The sequence below is a fragment of the Rhodococcus sp. OK611 genome (genome assembly GCF_003050885.1).
In the GTDB taxonomy this organism is placed as follows: domain Bacteria; phylum Actinomycetota; class Actinomycetes; order Mycobacteriales; family Mycobacteriaceae; genus Rhodococcus_G; species Rhodococcus_G oryzae.
In genome coordinates, this window is the sequence record NZ_QAOZ01000008.1 from 98,995 (window position 1) to 118,847 (window position 19,853).

The window sequence follows — 19,853 nt, forward strand, 5'->3', positions numbered from 1 at the left end:
GCTTGCGCTGGAGTGCGCTCCAGTCGCTAGCGTGCCGCGGATGGCCACCACCACCGCACTGATCGAGATCGACTTCCAACACTGGATCGTCGCGCTGGCGCACGACCGCGAGGTCGTCGGCCGGGCGGCGTTGGCCCGTACCCGGTTTCGGACCGAGGGAGCGCTGGTCGTGTGTACCCGGTACCTGAGCACGGACCCGACCGATCCGATGCGGTCGGATCCGGCGGGCCACGGCGCGTCGTTTCATCCGGTGCTGGCGCCGGACGAGGGAGATCAGGTGCTGACGAAGTACGACCGCGACGTCTTCACCAACCCCGATCTGGACACGAACCTGCGCCTGCGTGGGATCACCGATGTCGTATTCACCGGCATCGCCACCGAGCACGGGGTTGCGCTCGCGGCGAGGTCGGCGCGCGCGCTCGGGTACCGCGTGTCCGTCATCGCCGATGCCTGCGCCGGCACGACGGTCGGGTCCCACCACCGGGCACTGGCCGCACTGGCGACGGAGGGAATCACCGTGGTCCGAGCCGACGCTTGCGCTGGAGTGCACTCCAGCACCTAGCGTCGGTACCCATGACGACGGCACTGGGCATCGCGCAGGTCTCCGAGGCGACCGGGCTGACCCGCGACACGCTTCGCTGGTACGAGCGTGAGGGTCTGATCCCGCGTATCGAGCGCGGGAGCGACGGGCGCCGCCGCTACGACGACGCCTCGCTGCGGACGATCCAGCTGATCATTCGGCTCCGCCGCACCGGTATGCCAGTGGCGGAGATCCGGCGGTTCCTCGAACTCTACGAGGAGGGTGCAGCCAGTCACGGACGCCGGATGACGCTGCTGCTCACGCATCGCGAACGAGTACTCGCCCAACTCGACCAGCTGCACCAGGACCTCGACGCGATCGACGACAAGGTCGAGCACTACCGAGGGCTGATCGACCGCGGCCTGGACTGCGGCAACGCGCCGATCACCGACCTCACCGTTCTCGAACGACAAGGAGATTCCCTATGAGTCAGGCACCGACGGTCGAACTCGGCCACGGGCTGGCGGTCAGCCGCATCGGCTTCGGCGGAATGGCGCTGAGCCACGTCTACGGACCGACCGATCCGTCCGAGGCGTTGACCACCCTGCACCACGCCCTCGACATCGGCGTCACCTTCATCGACACCGCCGACGTGTACGGCCGACCCCGCCCGGACGCGCTCGGGCCTGCCGGCACCAACGAGGAACTGATCTCCGAGGTGCTGCGCACCCGCCGCGACGAGGTTCAGCTCGCGACCAAGTTCGGCATCACCGGCAGGATCGGTGACCAGCCCGGGGACACGCCGACCCGCGGCGACCGCGACTACGTCCGGTCGGCGTGCGAGGCCTCGCTGCGGCGACTCGGCACCGACGTCATCGACCTGTACTACATGCACCGACGTGAGCTCGGCCGGCCGATCGAGGAGACCGTCGGCGCGATGGCCGAACTCGTCGAGGAGGGCAAGGTGCGGCACCTCGGGCTGTCCGAGGTGACCGGTGACGAGCTGCGCGCGGCCGCGGCGGTGCATCCGATCACCGCGGTGCAGAGCGAATGGAGCATCTGGTCGCGCGATGTCGAGCGTCAGGTGGTGCCCGCCGCGATCGAGGTCGGGGCGGGTTTCGTGCCCTACTCGCCCCTCGGACGCGGATTCCTCACCGGCACGCTGACCAAGGAGAGCGTGTCCGGTTCGATGCGCAAGGGACAGCCGCGATTCGACGAGAACTTCGAGGCGAACCAGGTCGTCGTGGACGTGGTGCGCGCGGTCGCCGGCGAGGTGTCGTCCACGCCGGCGCAGGTGGCGCTGGCGTGGCTGCTGGCACAGGGTGAGCGGCTCGGCGTGCCGGTCGCGCCGATCCCCGGCACCCGGCGGGCGGCGCGGGTCGACGAGAACGCGGGCGCGGTCCGGGTGGCGCTCGGCGACGACCAGATGTCGAGGCTCGACCGGGCGGCGGATCTGGTGACCGGCGATCGAAACCTGACGTTCAACGGACCGCAATGGATTTCGACGGGGCGAGAGTGACGTCGACGCCCGCTGGCGGCCTGCTCACACATCCACCCACCGTGCACCCGCCGGGACGAGCTCGCCTGCGCCGGCGGTGATCTCGGCGACCGTGTCGGCCAGCCGCGCGGGGTCACGGGTGGCGAGGGTGAGGGCGGCGGCCGCGCCGTAGGCGGTGTCGACGACGGCGACTCCACGACCGCGCAATTCGGCCTCCACCCTGCCGGCGGTGTCATGACCGACCTCGAGCGTCAGCAGCTCGAGGCGTTCGCGGCCGACCAGTGGCGCCGCGTCGACCACCGCCGCCACCGCCCCCGAGTACGCACGCACGAGCCCACCTGCGCCGAGCTTGACACCGCCGAAGTACCGCGTCACCACCACCGCGACGTCGACCAGGTCCCGGGTGCGCAGTACCTGCAGCATCGGCACCCCGGCGGTGCCGCCGGGCTCCCCGTCGTCCCCCGCGCGTTCTGCCCGCTCCGAGGGCTCGTCTCCGGTGATGTAGGCCCAACAGTGATGCCGCGCATCGGGATACCGGCGTCGCTGCTCGTCGAGGAAGTCCTGCGCCTCGGTTGCTCGGTCGGCGCGCCGCAGCACCGCGATGAACCGGGAGCGTTTGACCTCGGTCTCGGCCACGATGTCGGTGCCCGCAGGCAGCGTGGAAGGCATGGTGGTCCAGTCACCAATTCCGGGCGCAGTCACGCGGCCTGGACGTCAAGGATCTTGCCGCGGAGTGTCGCTGTCACGTTCCCCTTGTAGGCGTCACCGTCCTCGACGTACACCGTGACGCGAGGCTCGGCGTCGGAGGCGCGGATCCCTACTCGATCGATGCGCCCGCTGGGCAGGCGAACCAAACCGGGAGCGTCGGCAATCAGTTGGCCGATCCGGTCGACATCGAGTTGCTCGAGATCGACCGTGGCCTGGTCCCGATCCCGGTTCCTGGGCTCCGTCCATGGTTTGAATCCGCCGGTGAACATCCATCGCTGCGAGCGGTGCGGCTGACCGGGCATCACCCGGTCGACGACAGCATCGTCCCGGTAGAGGTCGACATCGTCGGCAGTCGTGTCGCGAAATTCCTGCTCGAAGCGGCGCAGAAACTCGCGGATGCCGTCGGCTGTCAGGGTGTCGACCGGCTCACCAGCAGCCACAGGTTGTGCAGGGGTCGATCCGGACGCGCTGATCGACTGATCGCTGTCGGCGGCGCGGCCGAACAGCAGATAGCCGAAGCCGAAGCCGCCGAGGAGAACCACCACTGCGACCGCGACGACCAGTCCTCGCCCCGGCAGGCCGGAGCGGCGGGCCGGGGCCTCGGGTGCACTCGACAACTCGAGAAGGTGGGCGGGGATCTGCAGGTCAGCCGTCAGCCTGCTGAGGTCACCGATCGTTGCCGCGTGCATCGCGGCCGCGGTGCGGGCCTCGTACTCGTCCACACCGAGCTGGCCGTCGCTGTACGCGGTGTCCAGCAAGGTACAGGTCTGCGAACGGTCGAGGTCCCGTGCTCGGGTGGTAGCTGAATTCAAATCGGACACCCACCAATCCTAGGAAAGCGGTCAGCGGGCGGCCCGGGCGCGGCGGGCGCCGCGCCGGCGCTCGCGTTCGAGACTCCAGAGGTAGTGGTCGAAGTCGACCTCCATGGTGTGTCGCGGCGAGTCGTAGAACCGCCGCTTGGCGCGATCGTACTCGGCCGTCATCTGCGACCGGATCTCGGCGTCGGGCGGCGGTAGGTACCGGCCGGCGAGGGTCTCCGCGATCCACACGCTCTGTGCCTCGGCAAGTGGCATCACCGCGCCGAGCGGCTGCAGAAGCCCGACGAAGTACAGGCCGGGAAGATCCGGGTGCACAGTTCGCCTCCACAGCGGCAGGTCGTTCTCGGGGGCGGCGACGAGCTCCGGGTCGAGGAACGGAAAGCTCACCCGGTAGCCGGTGGCCCACACGATCAGGTCGGCCCGGGACCGGGTCCCGTCCTCGAAAACGACTGTGTCACCGTCGAACCGGTCGATCTTCGGGCGTGGGATGATCGCACCGGCCTGCAGTCGCGCGCGGATCTGCTCGGACTGAACCGGGTGCGCTTGACCGGGCCGATGTGTCGGCCGCGGGAGCCCGTAGCGGGTCAGGTTACCGGCCGTGAGGGCGGTGACGCGGAGTCCGGCAGAGATCGCCCAGCCCGGCATCCAGCCCGGCATCACAAATCGGTCGGCGGGCTTGCCGAGCAGCATCTTGCGCATCACCCAGTGGCTGCGCCGCACCGCCAGCGTGGTGCTGCGTGCGACCTTGGACGCCTCGACTGCGATGTCGAGACCCGAGTTCCCCATGCCCACGACCACCACGTCGCGGCCGGCTAGCTGGTCGGCGGTGCGGTAGTCGTGGGAGTGGATCTCCTCGCCGGTAAAGGTTCCAGGAGTGGGGTCCGGCCAGCGGGCGTCCCAGTGGTGCCCGTTCGCGACCAGCACGGCGTCGTAGCTCTCCACGCGCTCGCCGGCGGGGCCGGTCGTACGCACCGACCATGTGCCGTCCGGTGCCCGCTCGACCTGCTCGACGGTGGTGCCGAAGGTGATGGTGTGCCGGAACCCGAAATGCTCCACGTAGGACTCGAAGTAGGCCCGGACCTGGTCGTGCCGCGCGTAGGGCGGATAGTCGTCGGGCATCGGGAAGTCCGAGAACGCCATCCGCGGGCAGGACGTGTTGATCTCCAGCGTCTCGTAGCAGGCAGACACCCCGTTCGGGTTGTCGTAGACCCAGTTGCCGCCGATCACGCTGCCCTGCTCGAAGCAGTCGAACGGGATGCCGGCGACGTGGAGCGCCTTCGCCGCGGCGATGCCCGACGACCCCGCACCGATCACGCACACGCGGGGCCGGGTCTCGACGTTCGGGGCCGGGACGCTCCGCCGGGATTCGACAGAATTGTGCATGGCGGCATGCTCGCACGCGCCCACGCTGGGTAGCATGCGATTTCGTGACGTTACGGCGACCTCTACTTCCCACCACCCGACGCACCCGGACACTGCTCCTCGCCGCGATCATCGCGATGCCGATGGCGTCCGGGTTCTCGGCACCGGCACTCGCATCGGCTCCCGCGCCAGGTGCCGCGGCGCCTGCGGCTCCCGCTGTTCCAGAAGGGCAATCCGTCAGCGAGCGCTACGCGGCCACCGGCATCCACGCCGTCGCATCGGTCGCGGTGCCCGGATATCAGGTGTTCCACCCCGCCGACATCGCCACCAGCCCCGACCGTCATCCGGTGGTCACCTTCGGTAACGGCAGCCACGCGACGTACGAGCAGTACGAGGAGTTGCTACGCCACCTGGCCTCCTGGGGATTCGTCGTCGTGGTCGCCGACAGCAGCGTCACCGGTGACGGGACCGAGATCCTGGCGGCAGCGCGCTACATCCTGGCGCAGAACGACAACCCGGAGAGCGTCTTTCACGATCGCATCGACGTCGCTCACGTCGCGGCGGTCGGACATTCGCAGGGCGCCGGGGGATCGATCAACGCCAGCACCGACTCCGACGGTCTCATCACCTCCACCGCCGTGCTCGACCTGCCCGATCCGTGGTGGGCCACCCGGCCCGTCGACGAGATCGACGTCGCCCGGCTGACAGGTCCGGTGTTCTACCTGACCGGGTCAGACGATCCGGTCTCGACGGCCATACCGCAGGCCGCCTATCACTCCGTCAGCCCGGGGCCCGCTGCCCGCGGCCGCCTGCTGGGGGTGGGGCACAACTGGCCCACCGACGGGGGCGGATTCCGCGGGTACCTCACCGCGTGGCTGCGCTTCACCCTCACCGACGACACCGACGCCGCGCGCGCCTTCGTCGGTCCTGCACCGGAACTGTTGGCCGACCCACGGTGGGACGGGACCGCGGTCAAGGGTTGGTGAGCCGAGAGCTTCATGAGTTCCGAATCAGCAGCCGCACGTGACTTGGTCAGCAACTTCGCGCAGTGGAGCGCGGATAGGCGTTTCTCCGCACTGCGAACATTCGTTCCCGAGGATGGCGACGGATCCCTGCTGGCCCATTTTCTGCTCGCGGTAGCGGCTGATGTGTCAGAAGACGACTTGGTGAGGATCGAAGCGGTAAGGGTCTTCGCGATCCTTCGGATCGATGACGATTCCCTTGCCGAGAGATGCCGCGGGGCACTGATCCACCTGGCCCGGACAGACGACGATTGGGATGTCCGCAACGCTGCTGGTTGTGCGGTGTTCGACCTGCCTGGCGCCGAGCGTGAACTCGAGACGATGCGCTCCTTGATCGCGGCCGAGCAAGAGGACTTCGTGCGCGAGAATGTCGGAGCCGCACTGGACATGTTCCTCCGGCGCCGTGATTCCGCTTGGTTCCACCCGTTGGACACCTGAACGCACACCCGCCGCCACACGAGAATGGAACACATTCAGAATTGTGGGATCGGGAGCCCTCCTCGAGCGTGATCAGCGCCTGGTCGGCCTGACCGATCCGCCTGCAGCCCAGGAGGACCCGCCATTGGTGAACGCCCATCCAGTCGGCCAGGCCGCATGCTCAGCTGAGTAATCCAATGCAAGCGCCGCATCCGGACCCGTGGGTCGGACACTGCAGTAACCCCTACTTCAGTGTGTACCTACGATTTCCGGGTAGTTCTTCAACTCGATATCATTCTTCGAGTTCTCCGCGGACTTCACCATCATGTCGAAGAACCTCGACTGCAGAAACCAGTTGCGCAAGCGCAGACCCAGCGCGGTCTTCGGCGCCAGGAACCGCCCGGGCTGCGCACCATTGGCCATCTTGCAGTAGCGCTTCATCATTTCCTGGTAGCGGCTGAATGCCACGGCGTAATCGCCGCCCGCGGTGGCCAGTTCACCGGCGAGCACATAGGCACCGACAACGGCGAGACCGGTGCCGAAACCCGCGAGGGTGCTGCCGTAGCCGGAATCGCCGAGCAGTGCGACGCGACCCTTGACGAAGGTCTTCATGCTGACCTTGCTGATCGAGTCGAGGTAGAAGCCGTCCAGGCCGGGTAGCTCGGCCAGCATTCCGGGCACCTCCCAGCCCACGCCGGCGAACTTCTCCGCAATCAGGCGCCGCTGAGCATTGAAATCATCACGGTCGTAGTCGAGTTGTGGGGAGGCGAACAGATACATCTGACCGGCTTTGGAGCCGCCCACGAGAGCCAATCGCCCCGGTGCATTGTGACCGTGTGACACCGCGCGTTCACGCAGCCTGCTCCCGTCGAGCTCCCAGTGCGAGGCTCCGGCAATGCAGTAGTAGTAGCCCTGATGTTTGACGAAGTCCTGTTCAGGACCGAAGGTCAGCTTCCGCACCCGGGAATGGATGCCGTCGCAGCCGAAGACCAGATCGAAGGTGCGGGCGGGCGCGCGGGCGAATTCCACATCTACGCCGGCGGTGGTTTCGGTAAGGGCTGTGATGGTGTCGCCGAACAGGTATCGGCAATTGTCGGCGGTGCGCTCGTACATGACCTCGGATAGGTCGCCGCGCAGGATCTCGATATCGCCGCCGGTGAATTCACCCGAGATGAGGGCCTGCTGCCGACCCTGCGCATCGACGAGCACCATGTCGGTCTTGCCGGTCTGGCGGGCCTTGATGTCCTCGATGATGCCCATGCGCTCGAGCACTGCCATATGCGTGTGGCCGGTGAAATCGATCGCCTGGCCGCCGCCCCGCAGGGCGGGCGCCTTCTCCACAACGGTGACGTCGAAGCCGTAGCGGTCCAGCCAGTAGGCCAGGGCGGGACCGGCGACGCTGGCGCCGGAGATGAGGACGGTGGTGTTGCGCATTTCGAGGACCCCTCCATTAACTGTGTCTACCGGACGCTGTTTCGTGATTAGCGTATGCTGGACGCAGTTAAACGTCAAGAACTCCGAGAGGATGACGACCATGGCCGGACCGACCGCCGCCGAACTGCTCTGGGGAGTCCCTCAGGCGCCCAGGCGCGGACCGAAACCATCGCTCACCCTGGACCGAATCGTCGCCGAGGCCATTGCCCTCGCCGACGCCGAAGGGTTGGCCAATCTCTCTATGGCCCGCCTGGCCGAACGCCTGGGATGCGCCAAGATGGCGCTCTACCGCTATGTCCCCGGCAAGAGCGAGCTCGCAGCACTCATGCTGGACACGGCATTCGGACCCGCGCCGGAAGTGGCTGCAGCCCTGCCGGATTCACCGGAACCTTGGCGCGAGTACCTGGCAGCGTGGGCCGTGACCGCTTTCAACCGCTATCGCGCCCACCCCTGGGCGCTCGAGCTCACGACCGGCCCCCGACCCATCGGCCCCAATGAACTGAACTGGCTCGAGACTGCACTCGCCGCGCTCGACGGCAGCTCACTGACCGGCCCCGAACGCCTCGATAGTGCGGTGCTGCTGCTCGGTCACGTCCGCAGCCTGGTTCAGCAGGTGGGTTCGGCCACCGAGGACGACGATACGGAGGGCCAGCTGGCCAGGGAGATCGGCGCGATCCTGACCGCCCACGGCGACAGCTTCCCGCGCGTTGCGGCCGCGTTCGCCGACCAGGCCGAGCAGACCGATCCGAATGCCGGACGCAATGATGCCCTGCGATTCGGCATCGACCGCATCCTCGATGGAATCGCGGCCTACGTCAGCGCACGGAAGTAGGCGGATCCAAGCGACACAACCGATGATGGAGCTCGAAGTAGCCCGGATGCGAAGGAATCCCCTTGCCGGGCCTGCGATTTTCGATGGTGCGGCGCGTTCACATCAACCGACGATGATGCACTGAGCGACGGTCATTCAGATCCGAGGCCCGAGAAAAAGGCCGCCGCTCGCATCGAGCACCTGACCGGTGATCCACCGAGCATCGGGTGAGGCCAGGAACCCGACCACGTCGGCGATATCGACCGCTTCCCCCAGCCGGTCCAGTGCGGTCATCCCTGCCAGGAAATTCTCGATGCCCGGGGCCTCGAAGTAGGCCCCGTTCGTCGCCGTCCTGGTCGCGCCGGGCGCGACGGCGTTCACCGTGATGCCGCGGACCCCCAGCTCGTTGGCCAGCGTCCTGCTCATCGTCTCGATCGCGCCCTTCGTCATCGCGAACGAGGTCTGGGTCGCGTTGGCCATCCGGGCCGCCACCGAGGAGAGCGTGATGATCCGTCCGCCGGCGGGGAGCAACGGCAGAGCCCGCTGGATGATGAAGTACGGAGCCCTGACATTGACCGCGAACAGGCGGTCGAACTGCTCCGGCGTGGTGGCCTCGATCGGACCCGCCGGCTCCGCGGCCGCGTTGTTGACCAGGATGTCGAGCGGCCTCCCAGCCAGGCCAACGGCCAGCCCATCGAAGAGGGCGTCGATGTCGCCGTCCACCCCGAGCTCGGCACCGACCACGAAGCCTCCGCCACCCGCGGCTTCGATCTCGGCCAGTGTCGCCGTCGCACCGGCGCGATCCGTGCCGTAGTGCACGGCCACAGTCGCGCCGTCGGCAGCGAGCCGCAGGGCGACCGCCTGCCCGATCCCCCGCGAAGCTCCGGTCACCAGTGCGGTTCGACCCGTCAGCGGGCCGCCATGCTTCGAACTGTTAGTTAGTAGCATGATGGTAGTCTATACCACATGAGTGCTCCCCAACCCACCCTCCGAGACCGCCGGCGGGCCGAGATGCAGCGCGCGATCCAGGCCCACGCGATCCCGCTGTTCGCCGAACGCGGCTACGACGCGGTCACCCTGAGCGAGATCGCTGCAGCCTCCGGAATCTCGCCGATGACGCTGTACCGGCACTTTCCCACCAAGGAAGACCTGGTCCTGGTCGGTCAGCAGGACCAACTCATCGCCGACCGGATCGCGGCAGGCCCGGCCGACGGCACGCTGGTCCAACGGATCGGGCGGGCCCTGATCGAGGCGGCCGACCTGATCAGCGGCTCCCGGACCGATGCCGACGATCTACTGCTCGACCGACTCCGTCTGATGATCACCGTGCCGGCGCTCCGGGCCCGACACCTGGACAGTCAGTACGCCACTCAGCAGGCCATCGTCGACGCCCTCCGCGGCGATGCCGCCGCCGACCCCGAATCGGACTTCCGCGCCTGGGCGGCGGCCGGCGCCTGCCTGGCTGCAATGAACGCCGCCCTCACGCGCTGGGCCACCGAGGACGGTCGCCCGGACCTGTCCAACCTGATCGCGGCAGCATTGACGGCCGCCTTCGGCCCCGACGTGACCGGCGGAAGTTGATCCACTGCAGAAGGATTCGACTCGCATGCCGCTCATCGGCCGTACCGCATTCGATCAACGCGGCGACAAATCCATCCCGGCCAAGCGCCGGTTCCGCCGCAGGCCACCGAAGTCGAACCCGCAGAACTTGCCGTAGCTCAGATCAGTTGCGCGGCACGTTCGGCCATCATCACGCAGCCGAGGTACGTGTTGCCCGCAGGCAGCACCGGCATCGCCGAGGCGTCCACGACCCGCAGGCCCTCGACCCCGCGCACGCGGCAGCGCGCGTCCAGGACGGCGTGCGGGTCTCCGTCCGGACCCATCGCGCAGGTACCGCCCATGTGGGCGTAGCTGATCACGCCGCCGTCGACCAGGCCTGCCGCGGCGCCTTCGGCGCTCAGGTCGGCCATCGGCTGGACGCGGGCGGCGCCGAGCTCCGCGAACGGCCCGGTCGACTCCAGTGCGGCAATGCGACCCAGGATCCAGTCGAGGCGTTCCAGGTCGTGCGCTGCCAGCGCCGGCATCGCCACGTCAGGTTCGGAGTCAGGATCGACCGAGGAGATCCGAACCGTTCCCCGCCCGGTGACATCGAGCAGGTACGGGACGACCGAGAAGTACGCGCCGTCGGCGGTCGGTTCGCCGATCGGCAGGTTCAGAACGTGGAAGTCGATCGTGTCCGACTGCGGCGTGCGGCCCACCCACACCGGCTGGACAGGACCGCCGCGCAGCGACCCGCCGCCCGCGTGGTTGTAGACGAGTGGGAAGCCGAGGTGATCCTGCAGGTTCGCCCCGACCCCGGGGATGTCGGCGACGACGGGGATACCGAGGCCGTCGAGCAGATCCTTGGGACCGATGCCCGACCGCTGCAGCAATGCGGGTGAGCCGGTTGCCCCGGCGCTGACGATGATCTCGCCTGCGGACAGTTCCCTGCCATCAGCGGTTAGGACACGGGTCGCCCGCCCCTCCTCGACGAGGACCCTGTCCACGGTCACCCCGGTCTCGACGGTCAGGTTCGGTCGCGACCGGACTTCCCCGGTCAGGTACGCCTGGCTCACGGTGAGCCGCTCGCCGTCCTCGGACACCGTCAGCGGGAAGATCCCGACGCCGGGGAGCTGCCCGGGGTTGTTGACGTCGTCGGCCCACGGCACGTCGAGTTCCTGGAGTCCCGCGAGGAACGCCCGCTGCGATTCGGTCTGTTGGTCGGGGGTGGAGCGGCGTACGACGAGTGGCCCATCGGAGCCGTGCAGCTCCGATGCGCCGCAGTCCAGGTCGTTCTCCATGGCCCGGAACGTCGCGAGGACATCGGGCCAGCTCCACCCGTCGAGCCCCCGCGCAGCCCACGCGTCGTAGTCGGCCGGCTGGCCACGCATCGTGGCGAGGTAGTTCACGGCTGAGGTGCCGCCGAGGACGCGCCCGCGCACCATCTGGACCGTGGTGTGCCCCGCCTGCATCGGGAACGGCCGAGCGAAAGGCGTTCCGGCCCATACGTCCCCCGCCGCGGCGGGCCGCAGAACGGAGTCGTCGTATGCCGCATCGTCCGGGCCCTGCTCCAGCAGCAGGACGCGCCGATTCGGGTCCTCAGACAGCCGCGCGGCCAGTACCGCACCACTGGTGCCGCCGCCTACGACGATCACATCCGCGTCCATCGCCACTCCGCCTCGACTCGCTCGCCCGTTGCTTCACCTTGCTCGACTCTCGGTCACACTAATGGCCGTGGTCTGCTGATCATGCGTTCTGTCCTGGAGAGATTGTTGAAGTCAGCGCCCGGTGGTGTTGTCGATCAGTTCGCGGAGGATGTCTGCGTGGCCGGCGTGGCGGCCGGTTTCCTCGATCATGTGGGTGAGTGCCCAGCGGAGGCTGGGGGCGGGGCGTCCCGACCGCGACAGGGGAACAGGTGCGCAGAGCTCGGTGCACTCGTCGAGGACCTTGTTCGCAGCCGCGACCGTCTCGCGGTAGCGCGCGACGACATCGGACACGCTGTCCGTTGGCGCGGCCAGGAACGTCGCCTGCCAATCGGTCACGTTGTCTCCGAGAAACATCGAGCGCTCGACGAAGGTCAGATGATTGAGCAGACCGAGCAGGTTCGTGCCCGAAGGTACTGCCGCTGTACGCACCTGCGGTTCGGGGGCGCCGTCGACCTTTGCGGCAATCGCTGACCGGAGGTAGTCGAGGAAGGCGCGCAGGGTCTCGGACTCGCCGTTTCCGCTTCGGGGCGGCGGGGTGTCAGGGCGGCGCTTGCGACGTGAGGTGGTGGGCACGGTGGTCTCCTTCACGGGACGGGTCAGGCGGTGCGGCGGATGAGCAGGACATGGTCGGTGACCTCGGCGGTGTGCCCGCCTGGTCCGGTCGCAATCCGGCGGGGCGCCTCGGCCCGCTCGACCGTCCACGTCGTCGGATCCAGATCGAGACCGGCGGCGAGGAAGTCACCCAGGCCGTACGCCACCGCCAGGTCGGCGAGTCGGGCGGCCGCCACCGCCGAGATGTCGACGGCGGTGACTCTCCACCCCCGGCGGGCGAGCCACAGCGCGTCGCCGCCGTTGCCGCATCCGAGGTCCAGCGCCTCGCCGGGCGGCAGGCCTGTGACTGTTTCGGCGAGAAGGTGATTCGGTTGCGGGTTCGTGGCTGCCGGTCGGGCCGCGTGGGCGCCGTCCCAGAACGGGCCCGCGTCGGTGGTGCTCATCATGGCTCCTCTGGTCGGGACACGCTCAGTCTCGCCGGGCGCACAACGATCTGGCACTACTTCTTGCGGTTCCGGCAAGATGGGCGCGTGGATCGCGAAACGGAGGACGTGCTCGAGGTGGTGGGGCCGCGGCTGCGAGCGCTGCGGCGCGCCCGTGGTTTGACGCTCGCTGATCTCGCGGCGAGGACCGGGGTGTCGGAGAGCACGCTGTCGCGGCTGGAGAGTGGTCAACGCCGGGCGACGCTCGAGTTGCTGCTGCCGCTCGCCCGTACCTACGACGTGCCGCTGGACGATCTCGTCGGTGCCCCACGCACCGGCGACCCCCGAATTCACCTGAAACCGATCCGGCGGGCCGGGATGATCTTCGTGCCGCTGTCACGGAGGCCGGGCGGGGTGCAGTCGTTCAAGATGGTCATCCCCGCTCAGCCGGAACCGCTCGAACCGACCCCGCAGACTCACGACGGTTTCGAATGGTTGTACGTGCTCAACGGTCGCCTGCGGCTCGTCCTCGGCGATCGTGACATGACATTGCCGCCCGGTGAGGCCGCCGAGTTCGACACGTCCATGCCGCATTGGCTCGGCAGTGCCGACGGCGGAGTGGTCGAGCTACTAATCCTGTTCGGCCCGCAGGGGATACGTGCACACGTGCGGGCCGATGCTGATCGGTCATCTCCTAACTGAATCCCCATTGGGACTCATTACCGAGAGTAGGAAGTCGGTGCGCAACAGCGATACTGGATGAGTGAGTATCACAAGGTGTGTTGACCTGTCGGCCGCGCGATGGATCGAGGAACGACAGGAAGATTGACACCGGCTGGCTGTTCGGGGCCCGGTCTGCTTCGACAAGTACGCGCGCCTGCGATTCATCCCGGACCCCAGCTATCCAGGCCAGCGGGAGGGCGAAGTTCGCGCAGATGATCCGACGCCGAAGCTGTCGATCCCGAACCGCGACTACTTTCTATTCCACGCAGCGCTGAACGACTTCACCGACTGGGATCCACAGGTTATGGCGCTGCTCGACGACATCGAAGCACCCACCCCTGCGTTCGTGTGGCAGGCCGACAGTTCCGTTTACCCCCGAGAAATTGAGCTGAACGGTCGACGATACGTTCACCGCCGTTCATTCAATCGGGTGCGAGACCCCGCCGGGCTCCGGAATCGAATCACTGGAAGTAGGACGCATAGTCGCTGAAAGGAACCTGGCCGGTGGGGCTCGACTTCACGGCGTCGGCAACCGCCGAAGGAATGGGAGCCCAGCGGGCAGGCATCGCGGCCGCCAGGGATGGATTCAATATGTAGAGCAGGGCGAAGTTCACTATCCAGAGGGGCGGCGCCATCGACATGCCCACCTCCGAACTCACACCCCCCTTGGTGTTGGTGACCAGTTGAGCTGCGCCCGAAATCTGTTGCGATGCGAAGCCATAGACCGCTTGTACCGTGTATGCCGACTGGTAGAGCGCTATCAGGGTCTGGGTCGCACCGTTGTTCCGCATCCATGTGCCCACAAACCCGCCGGGAGCGAGCAGCGGGTTCACCTGCCTCGTCGGCGCGTCCGCGTTGGCCGGGCTCTCCAGCTGTCCGCTGGGGTTCACGTATAGCCCGTAGCTGGCCAGAACCGACGGTGTGGAGTTGCCGTCGACGTTGGTATAGACGGGGCGGCCGTTCGTATTGGTCAGGATCTGGACGCATGCATTGATCACCTCGGCATCTTCCAAGCTGCCGCCGACTCCACCGCCGGAAGTGAGGTCGCGATACTGCTGCTCGGATAAGGCGTCGGCCCTGTTGAGCCCGATCTGGCCGGCAATCTCGTCCGCCGCTTGCTGACCGAGGGGCTGATTGAGCTGACCCGGGCTGGTCATCTGCGTCGGTGCGAGATGCTCGTAGCCGGGCGCCCCGGAGAAGGGGATCGCGAACCCGGTGGCGACGGTGTCCGCCGCTGGTTCACCGCTGGCTGTCTGGGTAACTGTCAGGGAGAGAAGGCACGCTCCAACCAGTGCCAGCAACGAAGTGGTCCTGCGGCGGGAAGTTGCTCCGCGCCGATGCCCCGAACCCGCGAATCTAATGACGCGCATACGTCAACCTCCCAGAACACCGTCGGGCGAGGCAACAAGCTTGCGTCCCAGTCAAACGCCGTGAATGACGCCGTGTCAAGACCCACGCCGGACCAGGCAAGATGCGCGCGTAGTTGACGAGGATGGCGCATTGCCTCAGGAATCCGTCGACGACACCCTGCCCACATTGACGGTTTCACTGTCGGCCACGTATGGGGAATTCCCGGGTTCTGGATCTGGCAGGACGCCTAGGCCGCCGGTGGCCAGGGACCTGATGTCGTCGACGGAGCGCAACGCCCGAATCACCTGCGGCGGCGGGCTGACGTGCAATGTCGGGAAGTCACGCTCCCCCAGTTCCGGCCGCACCGGCCACGCCAGCCGCTCGACGTCGAGGTCGAACTGTGCGTCGACACCTGCCTTGTTGCCTCGAGCATCCAGCCGATGCCAGCGCCCCTCCAGGCTGACGGCGACGAGCCCGTGCAGCATGTAGTACCCGTCATCGACGAGCCACTGGTAGCACAGCGCGGTCGGAACTCCGCCGACTCGCAGTACGGCCGTGAGGAGGTGAGACTTGGCGTAGCACAACCCGACCCGGCTCTCGAGGACCTCGCCTGCCGTCACCGTCACGCGGGGATCGTCGGCGTCCCATGAATGCGCCACTTCGTCCCGGACAAACTCGAACGCCCGTCGGGCATAGTCCGTTCGGTCGACTGACTCGCCAAGTAGGCGGTCGGCAATCGACCGCACACCCGGGTCGTCCGTCTGTACGACGTCATCACCGAACAGATAGTCGGCAACCGGCGCGAGGGCCTGCAATTCCGGTACCTTCGAGTCGGCCATCTTGATCTGTCTCCGCTCTACACAGGTCATGGGTCGGACATCCAAAGGTTCCCATCACCAGGAACGAGGGTTCCACGATGAGCGACGATCCTCATACTCCCTCAGGTAGCGAGTCCCGCGCGGAGCGGCGCTGGACCGCATCGGCATTCGTCCTGGTTGCGATGGCCGTGCCGTTCCTGCTTCCCTCGCGCTACTCACCGGGCACCGACTGGGTGCTGCCCGCGATCGAAGGGTTCGTGCTCCTCACCCTGATCGTGGTCGACCCGGGCCGCATCGACCGGCCAGGACGGTGGGTGCGGGCGCTGTCGATCGCGCTCGTGGTGGCCATCGCCGCGGGCGCAGCGTGGGGTTCGGCGCGGCTCGTCTGGGATCTGCTGCACGGCGCCCCACAAACGACCGTGGCGACCGAGTTGCTGATATCGGGGGCTCTGGTGTGGTCGCAGACCGTCCTCGCATTTGGCTTCCTGTACTGGGAACTCGACGGCGGAGGACCCGTGAACAGGCATCTGCAGCCCCCGACCCACCCAGATCTGGCGTTCCCCCAGCAGCTTGATCCCGGCCTCGCGGCACCCGGTTGGCGGCCGGTGTTCGTCGACTACCTGTACCTGGCCCTGACCAACGCGACCGCCTTCAGCCCCACCGACGTCATGCCGCTCGCGCGGTGGGCGAAGCTCACCATGTCCGTGCAATCGATCCTGTCGATCGTCATTCTCAGCTTGGTCGTCGCCAACGCGGTCAACCTCCTCGGCTGAGACCGATTCATTGCACCGGATACCGGAGCGCCTCGATCTTGGCGAGGGCTTCGGTGGCGTCCGCCCTGGGATTCAGCGCGGCGATATGCTCCTCGGTGAGCGGGAGCGACGCCATGAGGTGGTGTGCGAGAGCCGGACTCATCTCGCACCCGTAGTAGGTCGCGTGGCCGAGGAAGTCCTCAAGGGTCCAGTCGGTCAAGGCCCCGAACATCCACGAGGCCCCGTCCGCGTAGACATCGCCATCGGGATAGGCGAAGTCCGAGCAGTTCCACGACGAGTCACCCACCGCCCACCACAGGCACACCGTCATCGTCGGCACGCCATCGAGAGTGAAATCGTCTATATAGGAACGGAACACAGCGGGTAGGTGGTCGGTGAGCCCCGGCCATAGGGCGGCATCAACCTGGTCGTAGGTGTTCATCTCTGATTCATGGTCGAATCCCCGAACGTAGGTTCCTTTGGGACCGAAGATGATTGAGTACTCGTCGCCGGCGCCGTTGTCCATCGAGGCCAGCGACTCATCTGCCCGCCAGCCAGGTCGATACACGTACTTGGGAGAGCCCGTGGTCATGACTGCGTCGAGTGCGGCCAGCACGATGCTGCGGCGCCGTAGTTCCTCGGGCGCCGGGAGCGATTCGAGGAGTTCACGGGTGGGCATGTGGAGACCTTCCTGTTGTCTCGATGTCGTTTGTCCTGACCGCCAAGAACCGCGCGATCCCGACAGTCAGCCCGATACCGACCACCACAACACCAGCGACGACCGCTACACCGACGAGGTAGGCCGCGAGAGACGTGAAGAAGTTCGTGGTCCGCATGATGACAACCACCGCGCCGGCACTGAACGCGGCACCTATCGGAAGCAATACAGCGAGCCACCGCACGGTCGACTTGGCGCGAGGATCACCGAAGTTGTGAAGGAACCGCCACACGAACAGCAGTGTGCCCAGATATCCCAGGATCCCGGACGAGACATTCAGCGTCTCTTCGTACTGTCCCATCTGGATCGCCGATAGGGGCGCGAGCACAAGCGAGAGCACGAGCCAGAGCAAAAGCGAAGGTGTAGCCAGACCAGCCACGAGGCCGAGAACGGCGGCTGGAATGGCCAATTCCAACCGCAACGCGCGACCGCACATGCCCCGCTCGAGCGCCCGTTCCTGGAGCATCTGCTCACTCACCGCTTCCGGGACCGCCGGTATACCGAGTCCATCTCGGCCGACGCCGCGGAGTTCAGCCTCGAGTTCCGTGAGCAGCGTCCGACGATCAGCCCCGCGGACACCGGCACGTCGCCAGAGGCTGTTCGCCTGTTGGATGATCTCGGCCCGTTCGGCGCTGTCAGCGCGTGCGATGGTGTTCATACGACGTCCGTTCCACTGTCAGCTGCCCGCGCCCAGCGGGCAGCTCCCCCCTTGAAGTGTGCGGTGGGGATCGTATTCGCTGAGCGCTTCTCCTGACCACGAATCCAGACGAGGAATTCAGTAAATGAGGCTGGCCGGAATGAGATGGACCGTGACGGTTGACACGGCACCGATGGCTCAAACCGGCACTTCGACAGGTCGGGAAGTCTCCATCTCCATCAGTTGGTTTGGGTAAGTGTTCCGATGACAGTGACTCGTTGGCGTGTTGCAGGGCCGTGGGCTCCGAGCGTGTTGAGGTCATCGTCGTCGTTGACGAGGCGCCAGAAACTCGATTCATCGACTGCGGTTCCGAGGACTAGCCACGTGGATCCGTATCGGGTTGGCGCCCACCAGAGCTCGGTGGACGGCACAGTGTCGTCGACGAGGATGTCGCCGACGGGGTAGCCCTCCAGCGCGCCTATGAAGGTGAATGGTCCGCACCCGGAAGGCAGGGCGTCCAGCAGGTCACGGGTAATGCGGTCTGCCTGGTCGTATGCGTGGTCTTCACTGTCAGCGTTCGCGGTCGAGAAGTCCGGCATCCGAAATCTGACAAGAACCGCGCTCCCGAACGCGGCGGTGAAAAGCCGGAACACGGGGAATCCGCCTGCCATTTCTCCACCTCCCCTGCACGGCATGTCCGCCGCACTCGTCAATTCAGGTGCGTCGCTGAGCGCTCGACCGGCACGAGGGCTGCCTCGATCTGCTCGGTCGGCAACAGTAGCTCGGCGACGGCGGTGCGGTCATCGTCGTGCGTATCCAGTTCCCAGAGGTCGGTGAGCAGCTTGCGGATGGCGGCCGCGAAGTCGGGGTAGGTGTCGAGCGGCTCCTCCGGATACTCGGCGCCCCACCACTGCACGGTGCCGTCGGGCGCAGCGAACACCGCGGTGGCGCCCGAGCTCCACAGCGGCACGAGCTCGGGATGCCGCTCGACGACCGACCAGGCCGGCGCCCACACAGAGTCGGCCCGGTTCTGCAGAACTGGGTGAACGGTCGCGCCGCCCTCGAGGGCGATGCGCACGACGACCTCCGGCAGTCCCAGCGAGCGGATACCGGCGGCGTGCTCCTCTGGCGTCATGCCTTGTTCCTATCGCATACCTGTCGCCACGAGTTGGGGCAATGGGCCGGTCGCCGCGCCGCTACGGTGGGCGCATGACCTCGCCGCTGTTCACCGAACCCCGGCTTGACCATATGGTCACCGATGCTGCGACAGGGCAGGCCATGCGCAGCACCGAGTACAGCGGTGTGGTGTGGATCGGCGGTCAACCACCCACCGGCGGCATGTATCTCCGTCGTACTGTCTTGGCATCCAAGCCCCGTGTGGCGTCCGTGTTCCTGCCCGACTCCCTGCCCTACCTGGACGCCGAGGCGAAGGTCGTCACGCACACGTGGGTGTCGAGCGGCCCGGACGCCTTTATCGTCGCCGGGCAGGCCGAACTCGCGCCCGACCCACGGGACGCTCAATTGCACTGGGTGCAACTCACCGTCCGCGTCGCCGGCAGTGTCCCCGTAGGCATCGGCTTCCGCATCATCGTGGAGGCCCGCCCCGACATGATCGGCCGATAGGCTCCTCATCCCTCGCGCCGCGCCACCTCGGCCAGTTGGTCGAAAGTCCTCACGAGGACCTCGCGTCGGCGCTCCTTGTGGCCGGGCTTGGGCTCCAGCCCGTCGATCGCCCCGTCCCAGACGGCCAGGAACCGGTCCTTCCAGCCGGCGATGGTCTCCGGGTCGGGCAGGATGACCCCGACGTAAGGCTGCTGCGCGATCAGGTGGAGCAGCTCCAGGTTGCACGGCACCGCGACGCCCCAGTATTCGTCCGGCTCGATCTCGACCGGGTCGCCGGACATCGCCTGGGTGATTTCATCGACGAGCCGGCCGGTCAGGTCCGAGAGATGATCGGCGGCGGTGTCGTCGTCGAAGTTGCCGCTGCCCCAGGTCCCCATGGTGTCCGCATCCTCCCGCGTCTGTTTCTGGCGACATTGAACCAGA

Annotated in this window: 25 protein-coding genes; 10 read left to right on the forward strand and 15 right to left on the reverse strand. The window is 67.1% G+C overall.

Annotated features, from left to right (window positions below):
- Positions 1–40: 40 nt before the first annotated feature.
- The 3 genes from C8K38_RS11790 to C8K38_RS11800 are packed head-to-tail and all read left to right on the forward strand — an operon-like array spanning position 41 to position 2,039.
- Positions 41–562: a cysteine hydrolase family protein gene (locus C8K38_RS11790; RefSeq protein ID WP_097211648.1), complete on the forward strand. Its 522-nt coding sequence runs from the start codon at positions 41–43 to the stop codon at positions 560–562.
- Between the two features lie 11 nt (positions 563–573).
- Entirely contained in the window at positions 574–1,008 is a 435-nt protein-coding gene (locus C8K38_RS11795) for a MerR family transcriptional regulator (RefSeq protein ID WP_097211649.1), read from the forward strand.
- A complete protein-coding gene (locus C8K38_RS11800) occupies positions 1,005–2,039 on the forward strand; it encodes an aldo/keto reductase (RefSeq protein WP_097211650.1) in 1,035 nt (344 codons plus the stop codon). The genes C8K38_RS11795 and C8K38_RS11800 overlap by 4 nt, the downstream gene beginning before the upstream one ends.
- 24 nt (positions 2,040–2,063) lie before the next feature.
- On the opposite strand, the gene C8K38_RS11805 is transcribed toward C8K38_RS11800, so the two are convergent.
- The 3 genes from C8K38_RS11805 to C8K38_RS11815 are packed head-to-tail and all read right to left on the reverse strand — an operon-like array spanning position 2,064 to position 4,927.
- Positions 2,064–2,687, reverse strand: coding sequence for an IMPACT family protein (locus C8K38_RS11805; RefSeq protein ID WP_097211651.1), 624 nt, complete (start codon positions 2,685–2,687; stop codon positions 2,064–2,066).
- Positions 2,688–2,716: 29 nt separating this feature from the next.
- Entirely contained in the window at positions 2,717–3,547 is an 831-nt protein-coding gene (locus C8K38_RS11810) for a DUF1707 SHOCT-like domain-containing protein (RefSeq protein WP_097211652.1), read from the reverse strand.
- A 21-nt stretch (positions 3,548–3,568) separates the two neighbouring features.
- Positions 3,569–4,927 (reverse strand): flavin-containing monooxygenase, encoded by a 1,359-nt coding sequence (locus C8K38_RS11815; RefSeq protein ID WP_097211801.1) that lies wholly within the window; start codon positions 4,925–4,927, stop codon positions 3,569–3,571.
- 44 nt (positions 4,928–4,971) lie between these two features.
- On the opposite strand from C8K38_RS11815, the gene C8K38_RS11820 reads away from it, so the two are divergent.
- On the forward strand, positions 4,972–5,892 hold the full coding sequence (locus tag C8K38_RS11820) for a poly(ethylene terephthalate) hydrolase family protein (RefSeq protein ID WP_257017463.1): 921 nt from the start codon (positions 4,972–4,974) through the stop codon (positions 5,890–5,892).
- 12 nt (positions 5,893–5,904) lie between these two features.
- Positions 5,905–6,366, forward strand: a complete 462-nt coding sequence (locus C8K38_RS11825; RefSeq protein ID WP_108168820.1) for a HEAT repeat domain-containing protein — start codon at positions 5,905–5,907, stop codon at positions 6,364–6,366.
- Between the two features lie 228 nt (positions 6,367–6,594).
- On the opposite strand, the gene C8K38_RS11830 is transcribed toward C8K38_RS11825, so the two are convergent.
- Entirely contained in the window at positions 6,595–7,779 is a 1,185-nt protein-coding gene (locus C8K38_RS11830) for an FAD-dependent monooxygenase (RefSeq protein ID WP_097211655.1), read from the reverse strand.
- A 100-nt stretch (positions 7,780–7,879) separates the two neighbouring features.
- On the opposite strand from C8K38_RS11830, the gene C8K38_RS11835 reads away from it, so the two are divergent.
- Complete coding sequence (locus tag C8K38_RS11835) at positions 7,880–8,611, forward strand: TetR/AcrR family transcriptional regulator (protein ID WP_097211802.1); 732 nt, start codon at positions 7,880–7,882, stop codon at positions 8,609–8,611.
- Between the two features lie 135 nt (positions 8,612–8,746).
- Here the strand turns inward: C8K38_RS11835 and C8K38_RS11840 are convergent, their stop codons facing one another.
- Entirely contained in the window at positions 8,747–9,481 is a 735-nt protein-coding gene (locus C8K38_RS11840) for an SDR family oxidoreductase (protein WP_257017464.1), read from the reverse strand.
- 75 nt (positions 9,482–9,556) lie between these two features.
- Between C8K38_RS11840 and C8K38_RS11845 the strand changes: the two genes are divergently transcribed.
- Positions 9,557–10,171, forward strand: a complete 615-nt coding sequence (locus tag C8K38_RS11845) for a TetR/AcrR family transcriptional regulator (RefSeq protein ID WP_097211657.1) — start codon at positions 9,557–9,559, stop codon at positions 10,169–10,171.
- A gap of 137 nt (positions 10,172–10,308) precedes the next feature.
- Here the strand turns inward: C8K38_RS11845 and C8K38_RS11850 are convergent, their stop codons facing one another.
- From C8K38_RS11850 to C8K38_RS11860, 3 genes are all read right to left on the reverse strand, one after another.
- Positions 10,309–11,796, reverse strand: coding sequence for a GMC family oxidoreductase (locus C8K38_RS11850; protein ID WP_097211658.1), 1,488 nt, complete (start codon positions 11,794–11,796; stop codon positions 10,309–10,311).
- A 111-nt stretch (positions 11,797–11,907) separates the two neighbouring features.
- A complete protein-coding gene (locus tag C8K38_RS11855; protein ID WP_097211803.1) occupies positions 11,908–12,408 on the reverse strand; it encodes a DinB family protein in 501 nt (166 codons plus the stop codon).
- Positions 12,409–12,431: 23 nt separating this feature from the next.
- Entirely contained in the window at positions 12,432–12,830 is a 399-nt protein-coding gene (locus C8K38_RS11860; RefSeq protein ID WP_097211804.1) for a class I SAM-dependent methyltransferase, read from the reverse strand.
- Between the two features lie 87 nt (positions 12,831–12,917).
- Here C8K38_RS11860 and C8K38_RS11865 point away from each other — a divergent pair, with 87 nt between their 5' ends.
- Positions 12,918–13,511 carry a helix-turn-helix domain-containing protein gene (locus C8K38_RS11865; protein WP_097211659.1) on the forward strand — a complete coding sequence of 198 codons (594 nt, stop codon included), beginning with the start codon at positions 12,918–12,920 and terminating at the stop codon, positions 13,509–13,511.
- 482 nt (positions 13,512–13,993) lie between these two features.
- On the opposite strand, the gene C8K38_RS11875 is transcribed toward C8K38_RS11865, so the two are convergent.
- Positions 13,994–14,902 (reverse strand): hypothetical protein, encoded by a 909-nt coding sequence (locus tag C8K38_RS11875; RefSeq protein ID WP_097211660.1) that lies wholly within the window; start codon positions 14,900–14,902, stop codon positions 13,994–13,996.
- A 135-nt stretch (positions 14,903–15,037) separates the two neighbouring features.
- On the reverse strand, positions 15,038–15,721 hold the full coding sequence (locus C8K38_RS11880; protein ID WP_097211661.1) for a transglutaminase-like domain-containing protein: 684 nt from the start codon (positions 15,719–15,721) through the stop codon (positions 15,038–15,040).
- 77 nt (positions 15,722–15,798) lie between these two features.
- On the opposite strand from C8K38_RS11880, the gene C8K38_RS11885 reads away from it, so the two are divergent.
- Positions 15,799–16,473 (forward strand): hypothetical protein, encoded by a 675-nt coding sequence (locus C8K38_RS11885; protein ID WP_097211662.1) that lies wholly within the window; start codon positions 15,799–15,801, stop codon positions 16,471–16,473.
- 7 nt (positions 16,474–16,480) lie between these two features.
- Here the strand turns inward: C8K38_RS11885 and C8K38_RS11890 are convergent, their stop codons facing one another.
- The 4 genes from C8K38_RS11890 to C8K38_RS11905 form a co-directional block, all read right to left on the reverse strand.
- Complete coding sequence (locus tag C8K38_RS11890; RefSeq protein WP_097211663.1) at positions 16,481–17,131, reverse strand: hypothetical protein; 651 nt, start codon at positions 17,129–17,131, stop codon at positions 16,481–16,483.
- Positions 17,118–17,828 carry a hypothetical protein gene (locus C8K38_RS11895; protein ID WP_097211664.1) on the reverse strand — a complete coding sequence of 237 codons (711 nt, stop codon included), beginning with the start codon at positions 17,826–17,828 and terminating at the stop codon, positions 17,118–17,120. The genes C8K38_RS11890 and C8K38_RS11895 overlap by 14 nt, the downstream gene beginning before the upstream one ends.
- Positions 17,829–18,046: 218 nt before the next feature.
- Positions 18,047–18,478, reverse strand: a complete 432-nt coding sequence (locus C8K38_RS11900) for a hypothetical protein (RefSeq protein ID WP_097211665.1) — start codon at positions 18,476–18,478, stop codon at positions 18,047–18,049.
- Positions 18,479–18,516: 38 nt separating this feature from the next.
- Positions 18,517–18,942, reverse strand: coding sequence for a hypothetical protein (locus tag C8K38_RS11905; RefSeq protein WP_097211666.1), 426 nt, complete (start codon positions 18,940–18,942; stop codon positions 18,517–18,519).
- 74 nt (positions 18,943–19,016) lie between these two features.
- Between C8K38_RS11905 and C8K38_RS11910 the strand changes: the two genes are divergently transcribed.
- On the forward strand, positions 19,017–19,430 hold the full coding sequence (locus tag C8K38_RS11910; protein WP_143548446.1) for a hypothetical protein: 414 nt from the start codon (positions 19,017–19,019) through the stop codon (positions 19,428–19,430).
- Positions 19,431–19,435: 5 nt separating this feature from the next.
- On the opposite strand, the gene C8K38_RS11915 is transcribed toward C8K38_RS11910, so the two are convergent.
- A complete protein-coding gene (locus tag C8K38_RS11915; protein ID WP_097211668.1) occupies positions 19,436–19,807 on the reverse strand; it encodes a DUF4259 domain-containing protein in 372 nt (123 codons plus the stop codon).
- Between the last annotated feature and the right edge of the window lie 46 nt (positions 19,808–19,853).